At 39.7% G+C, this 21,666-nt stretch carries 15 protein-coding genes; 13 read left to right on the top strand and 2 right to left on the bottom strand.

Features of this window, described 5'->3' with window-relative positions:
- The first annotated feature begins 89 nt into the window (after nt 1-89).
- The 6 genes from QL989_RS12975 (at nt 90) to QL989_RS12950 (ending at nt 11,524) form a co-directional block, all read left to right on the top strand.
- A complete protein-coding gene (locus QL989_RS12975; RefSeq protein WP_290170717.1) occupies nt 90-2,345 on the top strand; it encodes an aminotransferase class V-fold PLP-dependent enzyme in 2,256 nt (751 codons plus the stop codon).
- A gap of 310 nt (nt 2,346-2,655) precedes the next feature.
- Nucleotides 2,656-4,302 carry a glucose-6-phosphate isomerase gene (pgi, locus tag QL989_RS12970; protein WP_290170716.1) on the top strand — a complete coding sequence of 549 codons (1,647 nt, stop codon included), beginning with the start codon at nt 2,656-2,658 and terminating at the stop codon, nt 4,300-4,302.
- A gap of 234 nt (nt 4,303-4,536) precedes the next feature.
- Nucleotides 4,537-6,009: a glucose-6-phosphate dehydrogenase gene (gene zwf / locus QL989_RS12965; RefSeq protein ID WP_178956255.1), complete on the top strand. Its 1,473-nt coding sequence runs from the start codon at nt 4,537-4,539 to the stop codon at nt 6,007-6,009.
- 3 nt (nt 6,010-6,012) lie between these two features.
- The gene (gene pgl, locus QL989_RS12960) at nt 6,013-6,723 is read left to right on the top strand and encodes a 6-phosphogluconolactonase (protein WP_290170715.1); all 711 of its coding nucleotides are present in this window, start codon (nt 6,013-6,015) and stop codon (nt 6,721-6,723) included.
- Nucleotides 6,724-7,293: 570 nt separating this feature from the next.
- Entirely contained in the window at nt 7,294-9,912 is a 2,619-nt protein-coding gene (locus tag QL989_RS12955) for a TonB-dependent receptor (RefSeq protein WP_054201152.1), read from the top strand.
- A 76-nt stretch (nt 9,913-9,988) separates the two neighbouring features.
- Nucleotides 9,989-11,524, top strand: a complete 1,536-nt coding sequence (locus QL989_RS12950) for a tryptophan halogenase family protein (RefSeq protein WP_290170714.1) — start codon at nt 9,989-9,991, stop codon at nt 11,522-11,524.
- A gap of 37 nt (nt 11,525-11,561) precedes the next feature.
- On the opposite strand, the gene QL989_RS12945 is transcribed toward QL989_RS12950, so the two are convergent.
- Nucleotides 11,562-12,272, bottom strand: a complete 711-nt coding sequence (locus QL989_RS12945; protein ID WP_290170713.1) for a DUF6445 family protein — start codon at nt 12,270-12,272, stop codon at nt 11,562-11,564.
- 296 nt (nt 12,273-12,568) lie between these two features.
- Here QL989_RS12945 and QL989_RS12940 point away from each other — a divergent pair, with 296 nt between their 5' ends.
- From QL989_RS12940 to QL989_RS12920, 5 genes are all read left to right on the top strand, one after another.
- Nucleotides 12,569-13,273, top strand: coding sequence for a SapC family protein (locus QL989_RS12940; RefSeq protein WP_010388497.1), 705 nt, complete (start codon nt 12,569-12,571; stop codon nt 13,271-13,273).
- Nucleotides 13,274-13,397: 124 nt separating this feature from the next.
- Entirely contained in the window at nt 13,398-14,438 is a 1,041-nt protein-coding gene (locus tag QL989_RS12935; RefSeq protein ID WP_290170712.1) for an isoaspartyl peptidase/L-asparaginase, read from the top strand.
- A gap of 128 nt (nt 14,439-14,566) precedes the next feature.
- On the top strand, nt 14,567-18,454 hold the full coding sequence (gene hrpA, locus QL989_RS12930) for an ATP-dependent RNA helicase HrpA (RefSeq protein ID WP_290170711.1): 3,888 nt from the start codon (nt 14,567-14,569) through the stop codon (nt 18,452-18,454).
- Between the two features lie 68 nt (nt 18,455-18,522).
- Complete coding sequence (locus QL989_RS12925; RefSeq protein WP_178956249.1) at nt 18,523-18,903, top strand: response regulator; 381 nt, start codon at nt 18,523-18,525, stop codon at nt 18,901-18,903.
- Between the two features lie 8 nt (nt 18,904-18,911).
- The gene (locus QL989_RS12920) at nt 18,912-19,208 is read left to right on the top strand and encodes a PilZ domain-containing protein (protein ID WP_010388503.1); all 297 of its coding nucleotides are present in this window, start codon (nt 18,912-18,914) and stop codon (nt 19,206-19,208) included.
- Between the two features lie 15 nt (nt 19,209-19,223).
- On the opposite strand, the gene QL989_RS12915 is transcribed toward QL989_RS12920, so the two are convergent.
- Entirely contained in the window at nt 19,224-20,414 is a 1,191-nt protein-coding gene (locus QL989_RS12915) for a class I SAM-dependent methyltransferase (protein ID WP_290170710.1), read from the bottom strand.
- 139 nt (nt 20,415-20,553) lie between these two features.
- Here QL989_RS12915 and QL989_RS12910 point away from each other — a divergent pair, with 139 nt between their 5' ends.
- Nucleotides 20,554-21,225: an HD domain-containing protein gene (locus tag QL989_RS12910; RefSeq protein ID WP_010388506.1), complete on the top strand. Its 672-nt coding sequence runs from the start codon at nt 20,554-20,556 to the stop codon at nt 21,223-21,225.
- Nucleotides 21,215-21,610, top strand: coding sequence for a VOC family protein (locus tag QL989_RS12905; protein ID WP_138608967.1), 396 nt, complete (start codon nt 21,215-21,217; stop codon nt 21,608-21,610). Before QL989_RS12910 ends, QL989_RS12905 begins: the two co-directional genes overlap by 11 nt.
- Nucleotides 21,611-21,666: the final 56 nt, after the last annotated feature.

The raw sequence follows: 21,666 nt of genomic DNA, 5'->3' as shown, positions 1-21,666 counted from the left end.
TTTAATTACTAAAGATTATTATTCATTCCTTTTAAAACTATGTACTATTGGAAATAAGATATATTTTTTAGTAATAAGGTGCGTTTTTAATGTCAGAGTTTTTATTGCCAGATGAACCCAACAACCAAGTTTATCTTGATGCAAATGCGACCACACCTGTATTGCCATGTATTGCAGAGGTTGTGTGCCATGCGATGCAAATTTGTTTTGGTAATCCCTCAAGTCCCCATATAACCGGTATTCAAGCCAAACACTTATTAGAACAAACGAGGCAAAAAGCGCGCAGCGTGATTGGTGCGCAGCAGGGCGATATATTATTTACCTCAGGTGCGACCGAAGGTATTCAAACTGCTATCGTATCAACCTTAATTAATGCCAAACAGCACACAAAATCTAAACCGGTTTTATTGTACGGAGCAACTGAACATAAAGCGGTGCCTAATACATTAAAACATTGGAATGCCGTGCTTGAAATTAATGCTGAAATTATTGCTATTCCGGTTAACCGAGACGGTATTTTAGATTTAGACTTTATTGCTCAGCATATTGATAACGCCCTGATGATTTGTACTATGGCTGTTAATAATGAAACCGGTGTATACCAAGATTTAAGTGCTATAGAAGATGTGATCCGCAGTCGTAATAACGATGTGACTTGGATGGTTGACTGTGTGCAGGCACTGGGTAAACAACAGCTCAATTTAAGTGAAACAACGATTGATTATGCACCTTTTTCAGGGCATAAACTCTATGCACCTAAAGGCATAGGCTTATTGTATATCCGTCAAGGTAGTCCATATACGCCGTTTATTGCTGGTGGCGGCCAAGAAAGTGGCATGCGCTCAGGTACAGAGAACCTGCCCGGTATTGCAGGGCTAAATAAGCTGTTTAGTTTGCTGCTTGATAAACAAGACGATACTTTTAAATCAGCAGATGTACTTAATTTGTATCGCGATAAATTACATAACGCTTTAGTTGATACTTTTGGAAGTATTACTTTTAACCATGACTTTACCTACTCAGTACCCACAACGTTAAACTTTGCGGTTAATGATTTAACCAGTAAAGAAGTTATTGATTTATTTGACGCTGCAGGTATTAGAGTCAGCGGTGGCTCAGCCTGTAGCACGGGCGCAACTCAAAGCTTTGTACTTGATGCGATGGGAGCCTCACAGTGGCAAAGTGAAAATGCGATTCGTTTATCGTTTGGACCTGCCGCCACTATGGCGCAAATAGACTATGCATGTGAACAAATTCGTGCACTTAAAACAGTGTTACAAGCAAATTGTTTGGTTATTTCTGATAGTAGCTTGGTAGCACAAGAAGTATGTGCCTTGGGGCTTACCCAATTTAGACATCAAGGTGCTTGCAGTTGGTTGTATGTAGCTGACGATCAACAGGCATTTGTTATTGACCCAATTATTGAACTGATCCCTCGATTTGAAAAAATAGTGAAAACGCAAAATCTAACTATTACCGCTATTTTAAACACGCATGAGCACCAAGATCGTCACTGCGCTCTTGATTTAATGCGCAGCGCACTTAAAGAAAACTTAGTGGCTGGCGAAGTTGATCAATTAGGCTGGCCTATTAACTGTGAACAATTGCAACTAACTGAACAAGTACTTGTAAAGCTATCGACGCCCGGGCACAGCCAAGATAGCGTGAGTTATTTATTAAAAGCCAATAACGGCGATGTACAGTACTGCTTTTGTGGTGATTTAATTTTACCTGCAGGGCTTGGTAATACAGTACTTGATGGGGGAGATGCGATGCAAATGGCACACTCTCTTACTCATTTAGCGGCAGAGCTTAATCCAAGCAGCGTGGTGTGCTCTGGGCATGATTATCAACAGTGTTTTGCTATGAATTGGGCTGTGCAACAGCAGCAAACACCTTTATTAAAAGCGCTTATTAAAGGTGATATCAGCCATACCGAATTTGCAATGCAAAAACAACAAGCGGACTCGCAACAACACACACCAGCAAATACGCTTTGTGGCTATGTTAATGCAAAGCCTAAAGTCGAAACTTCGCAGCTTAGTTTTAATCAAGCTAAAGAATTGCTCTCACGTAACAATGTATATTTAATTGATACGCGAGAGTCTTATGAGCATGGCGCTAACAATATCAGTGGATTGCTCGATGTGCCTGTGGCTAAAACTTTAAATATTCCTTTAAGTCGAATGGCTTATGCACTTACCCAAGGCCAACTAGATAAAAAAAATCAATATATATTGGTGTGTCGCAGCGGAAACCGTTCAAAAATTGCGGCGGCAAACTTAATTGAACTTGGTTATAACCGCGTTTTTAACTTATCCGGTGGTTTAGCTTTGACCAATTAATAGTCTAATAAAAGAAAAAGGCCGACATGTGTCGGTCTTTTTTTTGTATGCTTTAATTGAATATTAATAAAATGTTCATTGTTCAGAGGAGGCGAACAGTTGTTAAATTCAATTTTTAATTTTATGATACCGGTGTCAAAAGCAAAAAATTGCGCTATTATCTGCATCAAAGCCCATAAAAATAACGCAATTTAGACCATTTAAGTTATAATGTCGGGCTTTGCTTTTTACAAAATTCGCTTGTTTAGTGTCGTAAAAAATAAAATAAAACGCTTAAAATCAATAGATTAATTAATTAGGGGATATTTACATGGCGAGCCGTTCTGAGTTAGTAAGTTGGCAAGCACTAGAAAATAGTGCACAAAAGATGACACAAACACATCTGAAAACTTTATTTGCACAAGACGATTCTCGTTTTTCTCAATTCTCTACTCAAATTCCAGGTGTGTTGTTTGATTACTCAAAACAACGCATAGATGAAAACGTATTTGGTCAATTAATTTCATTAGCGAAAGAATGCAACATTGAAGCCTGGCGTGAAAAAATGTTTATCGGTGAAAAAATTAATATCACCGAAGACCGTGCGGTTTTACATACTGCGCTCAGAAATCGCGCTCATGCACCGCTTATTGTTGACGGCGAAAATATTACAGAAGCGGTCGATAGCGAACTTGCCAAAATTAAGACCTTTGTTGAAAAAGTGCGAAGTGGTCAATGGCTAGGTTACACCGGAAAAGCGGTAAAAGATGTGGTTAGCATTGGTGTTGGTGGTTCAAACTTAGGGCCGCAAACGGCAACTGAAGCACTTAAAGCAGTGGTTGATAAGCCATTAAACGTTCACTATGTTTCAAACGCAGATGGCGTACAAATCGCTTCAGTATTAGATAAAGTAGATCCTGAAACCACGTTATTTGTAATTTCGTCAAAGACATTTACTACCTCAGAAACCATGACTAACTCAAAAACAGCGGTTGATTGGTTTTTAGACAGTGCAAAGGATGACAGCGCTATAGCAAAGCATTTTGTTGCAGTAAGCACTAATTTAGAAAAGACTGCTGCATTTGGTATTAGTGACGAAAACGTATTTACCATGTGGGATTGGGTTGGCGGTCGTTTTTCACTTTGGAGTGCCATTGGTTTACCTATTGCACTTTATGCTGGGTTTGAAGCATTTGAGGCCATTTTAGAGGGAGCGTCTGAAGTTGATGAGCACTTTAAATCGGCGCCGCTAGAACAGAATATTCCTTTAATTATGGCGCTACTCAGTGTTTGGAATACCAGCTTTTTAGGGTTTGATTCGCAAGCTATTTTGCCATACGACCAAGCCCTGCATATGTTGCCAGCATATTTGCAACAAGGTGAAATGGAAAGTAATGGTAAACATGTAACCTTTGATGGACAGACAGTGCCATACACTACCGTGCCAATCATTTGGGGTATGACAGGGATAAACGGTCAGCATGCGTTTTATCAATGTTTGCACCAAGGCAATGTCATTGTCCCTGCGGACTTTATTGGCTCTGTAAAGCCTCAGGTTAACGTAGATAAGCATCACGATATTTTATTATCGAACTTTTTTGCACAAACCGAAGCACTAATGAACGGGGTCGATGCACAGCAGATAACGGCTGATTTAACAGCCAAAGGCAAAACGCCTGAACAAATTGAAATGCTGCTAAAGCATAAAATTCACCAAGGAAACCGCCCAACAACGTCTATATTATTAGACACGATTGATGCAAAAGCGGTCGGTCGATTAATTGCACTGTATGAGCACAAGATTTTTTGTCACGGTATTATTTTACAAATATGTTCATTTGATCAGTGGGGCGTAGAACTTGGTAAAGGCTTAGCATCTAAAATTGAAGCTGAATTAACCGATGATAACGTGGTTAATGAGCACGACAGCTCAACACAAGGCTTAATGGCGTACTACAAACAATACCGTACGCAGTAACATATTCACTTATTACACAATAAGTAACCAAATACCTTTGAACGGGTAGCGCTGGAGTCCTAGGGCCTGTATTTTTGTGAGAGGAATTACAGTGTCCCTAGACCCATTTTTAATCGCGCATATACGAACAATATTAGTAGGCTTTGTGCTGAGGCCTACATTATCCAGATAATAAACCGCTATAACTGATTACCAATACGGTAGTGGCAGGTAGCATAAACGTAGAGAGTAACTATGCTTAATCCTTTTGATATTATAATTTTTGGGGGCGGTGGTGATCTTGCGTTACGCAAATTACTTCCTGCAATGTATCGAGCATATCAAGAAGGTAACTTACCGCAAGGCTCACGTATTTTGCCTACCGTGCGCGAACAAAGTAAATGCGATGAATACATCGATACAGCACACAAAGCTTTACAAGAATTTTTAAGTGAAGGCGAATATAACGCCAAAGATTGGAAATCGTTTTCAGACTTTTTAGTACCCGTAGTGAGCAATGTTACCGAAGCTGATGATAACTGGGATGTACTGAAAAAAATTCTAGATGAAGACGACAGCGATAAATCGCGAGTATTTTACTTATCTCTTCCACCTGCTGTTTATGGCACCTGTTGTGAAATATTATCAACTAAAAAACTAATTACTGCCAACTCGCGCGTTGTAGTCGAAAAACCAATTGGTTACTGCGGTGAGTCAGCCGAAGTGATTAATGCGAAAATTGCACAGTATTTTAACGAAGAACAAATTTTCCGTATTGACCACTACTTAGGTAAAGAAACGGTTCAAAACTTAATGGCTCTGCGTTTTTCAAATTCATTATTTGAGAACATGTGGGATGCTAAATCGATTGATAATATTCAAATTAGCTTGTCAGAAACAGTAGGACTTGAAAGCCGTGCTGGTTTTTATGACAAAGCGGGTGCCTTGCGTGACATGGTGCAAAACCACTTGTTACAACTACTTTGTTTAGTGGCTATGGAGTCACCGCATAAGTTAAACGCTAACAGCATCCGTAATGAAAAATTAAAAGTATTAGAAGCATTACGTCCACTTGAAGATACAGATGTTGATAATAATATTATTCGTGGTCAGTACGTACCCGGTGATTTAAACGGTAAAATAGTCCCAGGTTACCTTGAAGAGCTAAACGAAGGGGCGAGTAAAACCGAAACTTTCGTTGCTATTCGTGCGCATATTGATAACTGGCGTTGGGCGGGCGTTCCTTTTTATCTGCGAACTGGTAAACGCATGGCGAAGCGCTGCGCTGAAATTGTAGTGCAATATAAAAAAGTATCACATAACGTTTATGAAGACAGCGTAGGCAATATTGAACCAAACCGTTTGATTATTCGCTTACAGCCACAAGAAAGCATTCAGTTAACGCTGATGTCAAAGCGTCTTGATAACTTGGATATGCAACTTGAACCTGTAACGATGAATATTGAATTGTCACAAGCGTATAGTAACGGTTTCCATTCAGATGCTTATAAACGTTTAATGCTTGATGCAGCCGCTAATAATCCTTCGTTATTTATTCACCGCGACGAAGTACGCCAAGCTTGGAAGTGGATTGATCCAATTATTGAACGTTGGCAAGAGAAGGGTAAACCTTCATTGTACCGAGCGGGTAGTTGGGGTCCTGAAGACGCTGATGATTTATTAGCAGAGAATAACCATGTTTGGTTTAACACCGGTGATAAGGCATAAGTAATGGCAAAAATAGTAGAAAAGTTTTTTGACGATAAAGCCGCTTTAACTGATGAATTATCTCAGTCATTAGAGCAGGCCTTACGTAATGGGGTTGAAGCTGATGGCCGTGCAGTGCTAATGGTTTCAGGCGGATCTTCACCTGAACCTGCGTACAAGCATTTATCAACCCTTGATTTAAACTGGGCTCATGTTGATGTTGCTATGGTTGATGAACGTTGGGTTGAGGCAAGTCACGAAAAGAGTAATGAAGCATTCATTAAGCGTACTTTGCTACAAAACCATGGGGCAGCGGCTAATTTTATTAGTATGAAAAATGCAGCAGCCACTGCAGAGCAAGGTGTTGATTCGTGTGAAGCGCAGTTTCAAGCATTAAAGCGCCCGTTTGATGTTACTATTTTAGGGATGGGCCCTGATGGACATACTGCTTCGTTATTTCCACATGCTCAAGGGCTGGAAAACGGCTTAGATTCAAACCAACTTGTGTGTGCTATTAACGCAATTGAGAGTGATGTAACAGGTAGTATTACCGAACGAATGAGCTTAACGCTGAATGCAATTTTACAGTCTAAAGTAGTTAAATTACTTATTAGTGGCGATGAAAAGCTGGCTGTTTATAAGCAAGCTTTAGCGGGTGGTAATGTTAATGATATGCCGTTACGTGCAGTTCTAAATCACCCTGAGATCAACATTGAAGTGTATTGGGCACCTTAATTTAGTCTAAACTAGGTGCTTTAAAACCATGTTGTATTGATGGTTTAATGAAAGGTCAGTTGCTTTTGCTACTGGCCTTTTTTATTGCGACATGTTTTTGTCATTAATCAATTAATAACAAAGTGCTGTAAACATTTGAAGTTTAAATATTTCCCTTAAGCTAAGTACCTTTTTAATGCTCTTATATTTTTAAAAGTCACTAACTAAACTTATATTTATCAATAAAAACAGTAGGTTAATTTTGGTTCGGCGCAGAGTTATATAACCCATTAATCTTATCTGCTATTCGCAATCTCTCTTATTTTAAATACATTAAGTATAAACATGTCATTATTTACATACCTAGTATAGAGAGTAATTCTTGGGCGAACTCTGCTTTTTTATGAAATAATTAATCAATTTAAAATCAATGACTTAATAATAATTAAGTTAAATTTCATACAAAAAGAGCGGAAAAATGTAGCAAAATTGTAATTTAGCATGTATGGTTTGTTACTACTATGACAGCGCTGTCATGGCGGTTAGGCAAAATGATAAACAAAACCAATAAAATGATTCGAGGGGAATCCTGTGTTAGCTAAAAATTTTAAAAAAAGCTTATTAGCAGTAAATATCGGCTTAGTTGTGGGAGCTGGCTTTACTGGTGCTGCATTCGCAGCCGATGAAGTTAAAGTTCAAGATGATGTTGAAGTCATTGAAGTACGCGGTATACGCGCTTCAAATAAAGAAAACTTAAACGGAAAACGTTTTTCTAATGCTGTTGTTGATGTTGTAACAGCGGAAGATGTTGGTAAGTTTCCTGATGGCGATGTAGGTGAATCTCTTGGTCGTATTTCTGGTGTAAGTGTATCTCGTCAATTTGGACAGGGTCAGCAAGTATCGATACGTGGTGCTTCAGCACAACTTACACGTACATTGCTTGATGGTCATACAGTTGCGTCAACAAGTTGGTTTGACCAACAAGCCGTAGACCGCAGTTTTAACTACTCATTATTACCGTCAGAATTAGTCGGCGGCTTAGAAGTTTATAAGTCGTCACAGGCTAATCTAGTTGAAGGTGGTATTGGTGGCACTGTTATTGTTAAAACACGTAAACCTCTAGATTTAGATGCAAACACTGTATTTGCAAGTGTAAAAGCTGATTATGGTACAGTTTCTGAAGAGACAGATCCTGAACTTTCTGGCTTATACAGCTGGAAAAATAATAATGAAACATTTGGTATCTTAGCGGCGGGTTCTTTATCAGAAGTAGATTACCAACGTAACGGTATTGAATCATCAGGTGGTTGGAGTGGCGGTATGGCACCAACAACATTCCAACAAGCACGTGAACGTACAGCTTATAATGTTGCCATGCAATACCAGCCATCAGATTCGCTTGTATTAGGCCTGACTTACACTAGCTTAGAGCTAGATGCAAATAATGCTAACTCGCAAATAATTATCTTCCCAGGCGACGGCTCATGTGAGCAAACTAATGCTTCAGGTAATTGTGTCTCTCGCACAATTGACGGAAATGGCACTGCTTTTTTCCAAACATGGGCGCGTAAAGCAAGCATGAAGTCTGATACGGTTGATTTTGACTGGCAATATGATGCAGAGTCATTCACATTTAAAGGTCGCGTAGGTAAAACCAGTGCTGACAGTGACGTAACAACTGCAAACTATGGTATGTTTACTAATAACAATAGTGATCTAAATGGCTCTATGGATATGACTGGTGATGTGACTAAATTTAATTTAGCAAACCAATCTTACGATGCGAGCATTTTACCTGATACCATCAGTCCGCAAACATGGGCGCCTGAATATAATCCTGATTCAGATGAAGAAAGCTACTTAAACTTAGATTTCGAAATTCCACTTGATCTTGGTGTGGTTACTGCTATTAAAACTGGTTTAAGATATGCCGATCATAAAGTTGTTCAAGATGGTAATGCTGCTATTGTAAACCCAGATTTAGTGCCTGTGCGAAATGCATCTGCATACTACCCTGGTACAGTGACTGCGGGCGGTGGCTTTGTTATACCTGAACCTGATATGGATTTAATGATTGCTGATTCATTAGCAATGACTGAAGGTTATACTGCACGCCCACAAGCTTATGGCACCATTGAAGAAGAAAATTTAGCAATCTATGCGATGGCTGATTTTGACGCAGGTGGTATTCGCGGTAATTTAGGTGTGCGTTACATCTCAACTGATATTTCGTCAGATTACTATGACTTAAGCGATGAAGGTGTTTACGATTCTACCTTATCTACAGATAAAGCAGATTACAGTGAGTTCTTACCAAGCTTAAACGTCGTTATGGACTTAGCTGACAACGTCATTTTACGTACCTCGGCAGCACAAGTTATTTCTCGTCCTAATTACGCTGACTTATTTGCAACGCGTAATCTAGCTGGCTATACAGATAATCGCCCTTTAAATGAAGTTTTAAATACTGGTAACGTTGGTTTAAGCCCGTTTAAAGCATTCCAAGCTGATATCGGTGTTGAATGGTATTTTGATGACGATGCAATGTTAAGCGTCACTTACTTTACTAAAGAAGTAAGTTCGTTTATCTCTACACAACAACAAACGAATCAACAAATTGGTATTGATATCCCAGTTTATACAACCAACCCAGATGCAGGCGAACCACCATGTGGCGCGCAGCAATATGACTGTTGGACTGTGAGCTCTTCTACCAACGGCACAGGTGGTTCAATTGAAGGTATTGAGTTCCAAATTCAAGATTCGTTTGATAACGGCTTTGGTTATTCATTTAACTATACCTATTCAGATGCTGAGGCTCCAGCAGAGAACTACCCGGACCGTGTTGGTGTATTTTCTGATTCATCGAAAAATAGCTACAACGTAGTTGGTTTTTATGAAAATGATGATTTTTCTGCACGTTTAGCATATAACTGGCGTTCAGAGTTTATTATTCGTGAAGCACCAGGTTGGTATGGTAACCGTGAGCATCAAGCCTACGGACAGCTAGATTTCAGTGCAACGTACTCTGTAACTGACTACTTAGATGTTACTTTCGAAGGTATTAACTTAACAGAGGAAGACAGTATTCAGCTTGGTAATAATGATGCATCAACATCATTACCAAACCCTGATCTACTCAATGACTTCCCAGTGTGGAGCTTTGAAGGTGAAGCACGTTATAAACTTGGTGTAACAATGCGTTTCTAATATGCTGAGTTAATAAAAGTAATCTAGGCCCAGCATTGCTGGGCTTTTTTACGAGATTAAACATCATTGGTGATTTATGAATATAAAAAAAGTGGCAATTTTAGGTGGTGGAACAGCTGGTTGGTTAGCTGCAAACCACATTGGCAAAGAGCTGCTGAAGCGCAAAGGTGTTTCAGTGACTTTAATTGAGTCACCCGATATACCGCCAATTGGAGTAGGCGAAGGCACAGTACCCGACATAAGAAACACGCTAAAAACTTTTGGTATTCGTGAAGATGAATTTATTCGCCAATGTGATGCGACGTTTAAGCAGTCGATAAAATTTGTTAACTGGATGGATAAAAAAAAGCATGGAGAAGGTAATTTTTTTCATCACTTGTTTGATGTGCCAAACCCCTACGATACTAAACATTTAACTCAACATTGGTTAAACGATAAGCAAAAATCAAAAAGTCATGCGCAGTATTTATCTTCTCAGCACGCTATTTGTGAGGCTGGTTTAGCCCCTAAAAATATCACTAATGCCCAATATGAGGGCGAGTTGGCTTATGCGTATCATTTTAATGCAGGGAAATTTGCGCAACTGCTAGCGTGTAATGCAAAAGATAAGTTTTCGGTGTCTCACGTACATACCAATGTAACTCAAGTAAAGCTTGCTAATGATGGCACAATAGCAGCGTTAATGACTGACAGCGAAGGTGAGCTTGAATTTGACTTTTATATTGATTGTTCGGGGTTTGAATCTTTACTGATAGATAAAGCTTTAAAAGTTCCTTTTGTTGATGTGTCTGATAGCTTACTGATAAATAGCGCTCTAGTTGTGCAAGTGCCTACAAAAGAAGACGAGGATATTCCACCTTATACGCTTGCTACCGCCCATCAAGCTGGCTGGATATGGGACATTGCGCTTACAAATAGGCGGGGAGTGGGTTTTGTTTATTCGAATAACCACATGACCGACGAACAAGCACATGAAAAACTGGACCGTTATCTAGGGGCAAGTAAGCAAGACCTTAGCTATCGAAAAATCCCCATGAGAGTTGGTTATCGTAAAAAGTTTTGGCATAAAAACTGTGTCGCACTTGGCTTAGCGCAAGGGTTTTTAGAGCCATTAGAGGCAACCTCCATTTTATTAACTGACTTTTCAGCGAAGTTTTTAACCCTACGTTTTCCATCATCAACTGAGCAGCTTGAACAGTTAGAAACGCGGTTTAATCACGCTATGGGGTATGCGTGGGAACGTACTATTGATTTTATTAAATTGCACTACTGTATTTCAGATAGAACAGATTCAGCTTTTTGGGTAGCCAATAAAAATGATGACACTACCTCTGAGTCACTAAAAGAAAAGCTTAGTTTGTGGGAAGAGTTCATTCCAGTTAGAGATGACTTTTTCAGCCAGTTTGAAGTATTTTACTTAGAGAACTTTTTATTTGTACTCTATGGAATGAATTACAACACTAAGGCATTGCCTTGTTCAAAAGCAGAGCATGAACATTGTCTAGTGCGTTTACAACAACGAGCTGAGATTGATCAATACTTACTTAATAAGCTACCCAACCACAGAGCGCTTTTAGATAAAATTAAACAATATGGCCTGCAGACAATCTAATATTTTGCGAAAGGCGTAAGCGGTATATTCAAACAGCTCATCTCACACTTGCAAAAGAGGCTATCGAAAGACGGCCTTTTTTAGCATCGGCTAGGCAGCTTTGTTCAGAATAAATATTTGCACTGTGCAATAAGTTGCCTTGGTAAATAACAAGGCGGTTAAATTTAGCATCAACTTTAAAGACCTGCTCAAATAAACTGGTGTTGCCAGATAAATAGCCTTGATGTTCATCAGGGGCTTTTTTAACATCATTAACTATATCTGTAAGTAGTGGCTTATGTTCTTGTTTAAATTCAATAATGTTTTTAGGTATATACTTATAAATACTTGTTCCACCAAGCTCCTCTGGCGATAAGTAATGTACAAATGCGTAATCTCTTTCATCACATGAATCAATATGCGGTACTTTTTGGTCAACAATTAAATTTGCAGGTTTGCATGAAACTAATGAAAGTAAACTTTTATGAAGAATAGACTCTTGATAATTTTTATTGTCTATTTTAGGCAGTATTTCATTTTGAAAAAACGCATGTAAAACCCTTAAGTAGGGTTGTGGCATATTGTCGCGAATGCCAGGATAGAAAGAATTGTCTGAAAACATAGGATTAAAATAGGCTATGTTATGGGCAAAATTCATTACACTCTTGGTATCTAAAAGAAAATCATCTACAACGAAGGCTGATAGTTTAGTGCCTGGGATCATCAACTTTTTAATTATTAAGTTTGGGTTTACAGTTAAATTTTTCATTATTTAATGTCTATTTTTGATGGGCTTATTTAATTGAGAACTTTTTATTTAGGCACAAAATTAATATACCACCGAAGACAGCGTTGTCAAAGAGCGCTTTTTGAGCTAATTGTGTTTACGAATTTCATCTTCAGTGGCGTTTATTGGTTATTTGTTGAAATAATAAGCGATAATGTTTTTGTTAATTATTAACGTACAAAATGACACAAAATTTTCACTTCCTTTTTGTCACCAAAACCATTAGCCTTAGGCCACTAACAGTAATAAATCAAATTAATAAATAACGGAGCAGTAACATGGCGGAGCAACAAGTACAGCCTTTACACAACGAAAAACATGCCAACACTAAAATTAAAAATGGCATCAACATCGAATTTATGAAAACTCAACACTTAGTGCCAGTGGTTGCACATGAGTTTGCGCGTATCGCTAATGAATTCCCAATGTCTTTTGTTAAAAATAACGAAACAGGTACTTTTCAAGCGGTTGCAATGTTTGGCCTAGAGCCAGGCGAAAATTTATTTATTGATGGCGACAAATGGACAGCTTCATTTGCGCCTATGGCAACAACGCGTTACCCATTAGGTTTAGTAAAGCACCCAGAGCAAGATCAATTTGGTATCGTAATTGACGAAGCGAGCTCATTAGTTGGTGAAGAAGAGGGTAATGCATTATTCGAAAACGGTGAAGAAACTGATTACCTTAAGCGTCGTAAAGAAGCGTTAGTATCGTTCATTGAGTTTTCTCAAGTAACCGATGCGTTCACTAAATTCCTTGCTGATAAAGAACTACTGGTAGCACAAACGCTAACAGTTGATATTAAGGGTGAGAAAAAAGACATCAACGGTATTTACCTTATCGATGAAAAGAAACTAAATGAGCTAAGCGATGCAGACTTCCTTGAGCTTCGTAAGCGCGGTTATTTAGCACCAATCTATTCTTTCTTAACGTCTACGCACCAAGTAGCACGTTTAGCACGTTTAAAAGCGCAACAAGCGTAACTTTAAACGAAATTAAAAAAGCGCCTTAGGGCGCTTTTTTTGTGCCATTAAACTCACTTCACTTGAAAAAAACTTCATAACCATTCACATTGGTTTTAATCCTGTATTTATAAAAGAACACACAATGAAAAAATCACTATTATTAGGGCTCATTGCAACAAGTTTAATGGGGTTGAGCACGCAGGCATTGAGTGAAAACACAAATACGCCGTTTGCCATTGCGATTCATGGCGGTGCAGGCACGATTGAAAAAAGTAAATTTACGGCAGATCAAGAGCAAGCTTATCGCAATAAATTAACAGAAGCTGTTGAGGCCGGATATAAGGTACTTGAACAAGGCGGAGAAAGCCTTGATGCAGTGACTACTGCCATTGAAGTACTCGAACAATCGCCTTATTTTAATGCTGGGCGTGGTGCGGTATACACCTATGATGGTAGTCACGAATTAGATGCCTCTATAATGGATGGTCGCAATCGTCAAGCAGGCGCTGTGTCAGGTATTAAACATATCGAAAGTCCAATTAAACTTGCCCGGTTAGTAATGGAAAAATCAGTGCATGTGATGTTAAGTGGTCAAGGTGCAGAAGAGTTTGCCAAAGAGCAAGGCGTGAGCCTAGTAGAGAACAATATATTTGATACTGAGCATCGTTATGAGGCTTTATTAAAAGCCAAAAAGAAACTCGAGGCGAGCAAAAATACCAGTAAAGATTATCAGGCAGCGCATAAAGCGTTACCAGTAAATTATAAAGTGGGCACAGTCGGAGCGGTGGCACTGGATAAACAAGGTAATTTAGCGGCGGGCACGTCAACCGGCGGAATGACCGCAAAACGTTTTGGTCGTATTGGCGATGCACCGGTTATTGGCGCAGGCACTTTTGCTGAAAATGCCTCATGTGCGGTTTCGGCAACTGGGCACGGCGAATATTTTATTCGTTATAATGTGGCAAGTGATATTTGTGCGCGAGTAAAGTACCAAGGTAAAACCATAGACCAAGCAGGTAATGAAGTAATAAACGAGGTGCTTAAACCGATAGGGGGCACAGGCGGTGTTATTATTATTGATACAAAAGGCAGTATTAGTCTGCCGTTTAATACTTCAGGCATGTATCGTGCGAGTAAATCGAATACGCAAGCAACCTACGTAGGTATTTTTAGTGACGAATAAACACTATTAGTTAGTGGCTGGTGGTTTATATAATAATCCGCTGATTGTTATATTCTTTACAGGATTAACCCCAGCCATTTAATTTGCTACAATCGGGGCTCTTTGACTAATTTTTATAAGGTATGCAGGTGGTAAACCTAGGTCAGTTGTTTGGCGAGCTAAAAACGTGCTTAAAAAAAGATCAATTCAGTTTTAAAAAACGTCTTCACGGCGTTAAAAAAATCACCGACGAGGCAAAGCTTACCAGTGCGCTTGAAAAAATTGCGACTGATATCAGTCGTAGTCAAACGCTGCGAGAGCAGCGCTTAGCTGGGCTACCTAAAGTTACTTACCCTGAGCAGTTACCGGTTAGTCAAAAAAAAGACACCATTAAAGAGGCCATTGCTAATAATCAAGTGGTGATCATTGCTGGTGAAACTGGCTCAGGCAAAACCACACAAATACCTAAAATGTGTTTAGAGCTAGGCCGAGGCGTTGAGGGCTACATTGGCCATACACAACCAAGGCGTTTAGCAGCACGCAGTGTTGCCAACCGTATCGCAGAAGAAATGCAATGCGAGCTTGGCCAGCAGGTCGGTTTTAAAATTCGTTTTAGCGATCAGGTATCTAATAACAGTTACATCAAACTGATGACCGACGGTATTTTATTAGCTGAAATACAACAAGACCGATTTTTAAATCAATACGACACCATTATTATTGATGAAGCGCATGAACGTAGCTTAAACATTGATTTTATTTTAGGTTATCTTAAAAATTTACTCCCTAAGCGCCCCGATTTAAAAGTTATTATTACCTCAGCAACTATCGACCCTGAGCGCTTTTCTAAGCATTTTGATGATGCACCTATTATTGAAGTATCAGGAAGAACGTTTCCAGTTGATGTACGCTATAACCCAATTAGTGATATTCAAAAAGAAGATATGGAAGCCGAAGGCGACCAACTTCAGGGGATTTTTGATGCGGTAGATGAACTTTGCGCCGAAGGTCCTGGTGATATACTGATCTTTTTAAATGGTGAGCGAGAAATACGCGATACCGCTGATGCACTAAGCAAGCGTAATTTAAAACACACTGATGTATTACCTTTGTATTCAAGGCTATCGAACGCTGAGCAAAACCGCATTTTTGCGCCGCATTCGCGCCGCCATATTATACTCTCTACCAACGTCGCTGAAACATCGCTAACAGTACCTGGTATTCGTTATGTTATTGACCCGGGTACAGCGCGAATTAGTCGTTATAGTTATCGCACAAAAGTGCAACGTTTACCTATAGAGCCTATTTCGCAAGCCAGTGCTAATCAGCGAATGGGGCGTTGTGGACGTGTTGAAGCGGGTATTTGTATTCGTTTATATTCAGAAGATGACTTTTTATCGCGTCCTGAATTTACTGACCCTGAAATATTACGTACTAATTTAGCATCAGTTATTTTGCAAATGTTAGCCCTTGGGCTGGGTGATATGGCGCAATTTCCTTTTGTGCAAGCTCCAGATAGCCGAAATATTAATGATGGTTTAACATTGCTTGAAGAGCTACAAGCAGTAAAAGCGGCTAAGCGTCATCAAAAAACCAGCCTAACACAATCTGGGCGGGAGCTAAGTCGTTTGCCGGTTGACCCGCGTTTAGCAAAAATGGTGTTAACTGCGCATAAACTGGGTGCATTGCGTGAGGTGATAGTTATTGTTGCCGCGCTCTCAATTCAAGATCCCCGCGAGCGACCACAAGAAAAACGCCAAGCCGCAAATGAAAAACATGGTCGCTTTGACGATCCTGATTCTGACTTTATCGCCTTTTTAAACCTGTGGAATTATTTAGAAGAGCAGCAAAGTGAGCTGACTAACAGCCAGTTTAGAAAGTTATGTCAAAAAGACTTTTTAGCCTATATGCGTATTCGTGAATGGCAAGATATCGTTTATCAAATCAGCACTGTGTGCAATGAAATGAAAATGAAAGCCACCACAAATGTTGCAGACAGCGAGCTTATTCACAAAGCACTTTTAAGTGGCATGCTCAGTCACATCGGTTTTAAAGACGAAAAGCAGCTTTATAAAGGCGCACGTAATAGCCAATTTCATATTTTCCCAGGCTCAGGATTATTTAAAAAGAGTCCAAAATGGATGATGTCGGCTGAGTTGGTGGAAACCAGTAAACTCTATGCTCGTATTAATGCCAAAATTGATGTGAACTGGGTAGAACCATTCGCTCAGCATTTAGTAAAACGCAGCTACACAGAGCCTCATTGGGAGAAAAAGCCCGGTGCGGTGATTGCCTTTGAGCAACAAACTTTGTATGGCTTATTAATTGTTAATAAGCGCCGCTGTGTTTACAGCAATATTGACCCAAAAGTAAGCCGTGAGTTATTTATTCGCACAGCGCTGGTTGAACAAGAGCTGGGGCTCAATGAAGGATTTTTACAATATAACCGCGAATTAATTGAAGATATTCAAGTGCTCGAGAACAAATCTCGTAGGCGCGATATTTTAGTTGATGAACAAACCTTATTTGAGTTTTACGAGAAAAAAATACCGAACGATATTAATAATCGTGCTGCGTTTATTAAGTGGTATAAAACACAAAAACAGCAAGACAAACACTACCTGCACATGACGCGAGAAGAGCTCATGCAGCATGGTGCAAGTAGCATTACTGAATTTGATTATCCAGATACATGGCAACAAGATAACTTAATGCTGCCGCTTACTTATCATTTTGATCCAGGCCAAGCAGTTGATGGTGTTGCTGTACAAATACCGGTTGCGCTATTAAACCAAGTTCAAGAAAGTGGTTTTGATTGGCATATACCGGCATTTCGTCATGAGCTAATTTGTGGGTTAATCAAGTCATTGCCAAAGTCACTTCGCCGTAACTTTGTCCCTGCGCCTAATTATGCCGACGCGGTTTTAGCGGCCATAGAGCCTCTACAAGGCTCGTTAATCGACTCACTAAGTAATCGGTTATTGCGCATGACTGGCGTGCGAGTCGACCCTGAGGCGTGGGATTTAACAGCCCTTGCTCCTCATTCAAGATTGCAGTTTGAAGTACGTGATGAAAACGACCAACTTCTTGCCCGTGGGCTCGATTTAGCTAAGCTTAAAGCGCAGCTTCAAGGCAAAGTGACAGACACCTTATCTAAAGTGGCCGACAAAGGCATAGAAAAAACCGATTTAATCCAGTGGGATTTTGGTGAGTTACCAACATCGTATGTGAAAAAGCAAGGTCAATACGAAATTAAAGCCTACCCAGCACTAGTGGATAAAAAATCAACGGCCGCAGTAGAGCTATTCGATAACGAAATAAAAGCGCAATTAGCGCACCAGCAAGGTTTACGTCGTTTAGTACTTTTAAACGTGCCATCACCAATTAAATACCTGCAGCAAAACCTACCAAACAAAGCTAAATTAGGATTGTACTTTAATCCTTTTGGTAAAATTGCCGATTTAATTGATGACTGCATTGCATCAGGCGTTGACAGCCTATTAGTTAAATATGGTGACATTCGTACAAGTGAGGCATTTGAAACGGTTAAAGAGCATATTCGCGGCGAGTTAGGCGATACCGTTGTGGCCATTGCTACACAGGTTGAGCAAGTGCTGAGTATTGCGCATGCACTGCATAAAAAAATGAAAGGGCGTGTAGATTTAACCATGATCACCGCTCATGGGGATATTAAGTCTCAGCTAGAATCACTTATTTTTAAAGGCTTTGTCAGTCAACATGGGGCAGACAAACTCGGCGATTTAATTCGTTATTTAAAAGCGATTCAAAAACGCCTAGAAAAACTACCTGTTGACCCAAATCGTGATAGATTATGTGTGTTAGAGCTTGAAAAAGTAGCGCAAGAATATAAAAAACTAACGAATAAAACACCTAAAGGAATGCCATTGCCTACTGATGTTGAGGCTATTTTTTGGATGCAGCAAGAATTACGCGTATCCTTATTCGCACAAACCTTAGGTACGCCTTATCCAATTTCAGCAAAACGTGTGTTAAATGCGATAAAAGAAATTGAATAATCTCTTTATTCTCTATTAAGCTAAGTAAGTTAACAGAGGGACTAACTTGAGAAGGAAATGACATACCTATGTCCTCATTAATAAAACACAAAGCGCGACAGTTGTTAGTGGTTGATGATGAGTATTTCAATTTTGAAATACTCAAAGCAGGGTTAGCATCAATATTTGATTTGAGCTATGCTGACTCAGGTAAAAGTTGTTTAGCATCTGCGATTGCAAATCCGCCCGATATTATTTTGCTTGATGTGTGTATGCCTGGACTCGATGGTTATGATACGTGTCGCATACTTAAACACACGCCAGAGACAAAAAACATTCCGGTGGTTATGATATCTGGACTTGAGTCGGAGCTTGAACAACAAGCTGGCTTTGACGCAGGGTGTGATGCTTACGTTGTAAAACCTTTTTCTATCGCTGTACTACGAGAAAAAATTAATAATATTGTGTAGAGGGAATTATGTTTACTGAAGATAAGCGAAACTATAGACGTATGCAGGTTAACACGCCAGCGAAGTTAACCTCAATAGAGCCTGTTGCTGGGCTCAGTTACACTGGCACCTGCCTTGATTTAAGTGCAACGGGTCTTTCATTACAACTCGATGATTTGTTAGAGCTTAACTCAATTTTATCGGTTGATATTGCATCAACACATCCGAGCATTGCACCTTTAAAAGCCACCGTTAAGGTAATACGTGCCAGCACAGAAGAGGATGGCACGATAACCGCAGGGCTTGAAATTGTAGAGTTTAACTAACTACTTAATTAGTTTTTAGTAAACCTTACAAATAAGCCCTTTAAGGTAAAAACCTTCAGGATAGCTGACTGCAATAGGGTGGTCAGCTGCTTGATTTAAGCGCTCCATGATCAGTAAATCCTTACCTGCATCAAGGGCTGCATCTGCGACTACTTTTTGAAACAAGTTTTGTTCCATTAAACCAGAGCATGAGAATGTTAGCAAAGTGCCGCCGGGCTTTAAAATTTGCATCGCAATCATATTGATGTCCTTGTAACCGCGACACGCCCCAGTTAACTGCGCCTTGTTATCGGCAAATTTAGGCGGGTCCATAACGATCGTATCAAACATCACCCCGTCTTCACGGTATTGGCGTAATAATTTAAAGACATCTTGTTTTACAAAGTCGACTTTATTTAAATCAAGGTTGTTATGCTCAACATTGCGCTTTGCTGTATCAAGTGCTGGTTGTGAAACATCAACATTGGTTACATGTTTACAGCCACCGCGCAGGGCATAAAGAGAAAACGTTCCCGTATAACTAAAGCAATTTAATACGGTTTTGTCTTTTGAAAAACGCTCCAGTGCAGCACGGCTATCTCGTTGATCTAAATAAAAACCAGTTTTATGGCCTTCTAGAATATCAACTTCAATTTTTAAACCATTTTCTTCAATTATGACAGGTTCAGAGGGTTCACTCCCCCAAAGTACGCCCTTAATAGGCTCTAGCCCTTCTTTAGTTCGAACATCTACATCTGAGCGCTCATAAATAGTAGAGCCTGGGAAAATAGCCATTAAAGCACCAACAATCTCACCTTTATGACGTTCTGCGCCTGCGCTTAGTAATTGACACACAATTACATTATCAAACTTATCTATGGTAATACCGGGTAAGTAGTCTGATTCTGCTGCACATAACCTAAAGCCGGTAAGTCCACCTTCTTCAATTGCATGGCTGCGAGCTTCTAAAGCACGGCGAAGACGACGCTCAAAGAAATGTTGATCAATCACTTCTTTTTCGTCAAAGCTCCAAACACGAGCACGTATTTGTGAATGAGGACTGTAAGCTGCGGTGGCTAAAAATTTACCCTCACTGTCGTGTATGGTTACCGTGTCACCTAATCCAGGTTTACCTTTAATTTTTTTGATGGCTTTAGAAAATAACCAAGGGTGTTTTCTTTTTAATGATTTATCGCGACCAGCTTGCAGGTAAACGGCAGATGACATAAGGCTTCTCTGTAGTAATAAATAAGCGCTGTATTTTAGTCAAGGCTCGCGCAACATACAATGAATGTTTTGCAAGGGGCTTATAAATCGCGGTAAAGTAGCCATTATTAACTCGTTTAAATAGATTTTTGGAAATTCGGTGGACAATTCAGCTCTTAGCCCCTCATTACAGCAACTTAATCAGCAATGCAGAGACTTTATTACATCCTTAGTACATGCGGATGTTGCCCATGATATTACTCATATTGAACGGGTAGTGCGTGTTGCTGTGCAGCTATGTATAGCAGAGCAGGCTGATATGGCGATTGTATTGCCTGCAGCTTGGTTGCATGATTGTGTCGCAGTGGCTAAAAATCACCCAGATAGAGCAAGGGCATCAACAATGGCCGCGGATAAAGCGATTAACTTTTTAGCGTCTATTGGCTATGATGACGCGCTATTTGATGATATTCACCATGCCATTGCCGCACATAGTTTTAGCGCCAATATTGCTATTAAAACGGTTGAAGCACAGATTGTACAAGATGCTGACAGAATGGATGCCTTGGGTGCTATTGGCGTAAGCCGTTGTATGAAAGTAGGCGGCTCTATTAGTCGATTATTATACAACCCCGATGATCCATTTTGTTTAAACCGAGAAGCAGACGATAAAAAGTATACCCTAGATCATTTTTTTATTAAATTACTGCATATTGCCCAGAGTATGAATACTCCTTCTGCAAAAGCCGAAGCACAAAGACGCACTGCATACATGCACGACTTTTTAGCTCAGCTTAAGTCTGAAATTGGTGAACAACGCGATGACACCTAAACTTTCGGGAATTGATCATTGTCATTTAAATGTTCAAAGCCTCAACCAAGCTATTGAGTGGTATGAAAAGGTGCTTGGTTTTACCGTAGTAGAGGAGTTAGCCTTTTGGAATGCAGAGGGAAAAGGTCCTTTAACACTCGAAGATGAAAACGCCACTACACGACTGGCTTTATTTGAAGGCGATGGGCGTAGTAAAGGAATCGCTTTTGCTGCGACAGGAGAGCAATTTGTTATGTGGCTCAAGCATCTTGAGCAGCACCAAGTGAAAACCATATTAGCTGATCATGGCGTGACTTTTTCTATGTATTTTAAAGATATTAGTGGTAATAGCCATGAAATCACTTCTCATGATTATAATGTCATAAAAGTGCAACTCGAGAGCTAGCGGCTTTTTTTAGTAAAACTTCAACAGTTAAAATAGCCAAGGGTAGATTTATGATC

Source organism: Pseudoalteromonas sp. APC 3224 (assembly GCF_030407535.1).
Classification (GTDB): domain Bacteria; phylum Pseudomonadota; class Gammaproteobacteria; order Enterobacterales; family Alteromonadaceae; genus Pseudoalteromonas.
This window is presented reverse-complemented; position numbering and strand designations above follow the sequence as displayed.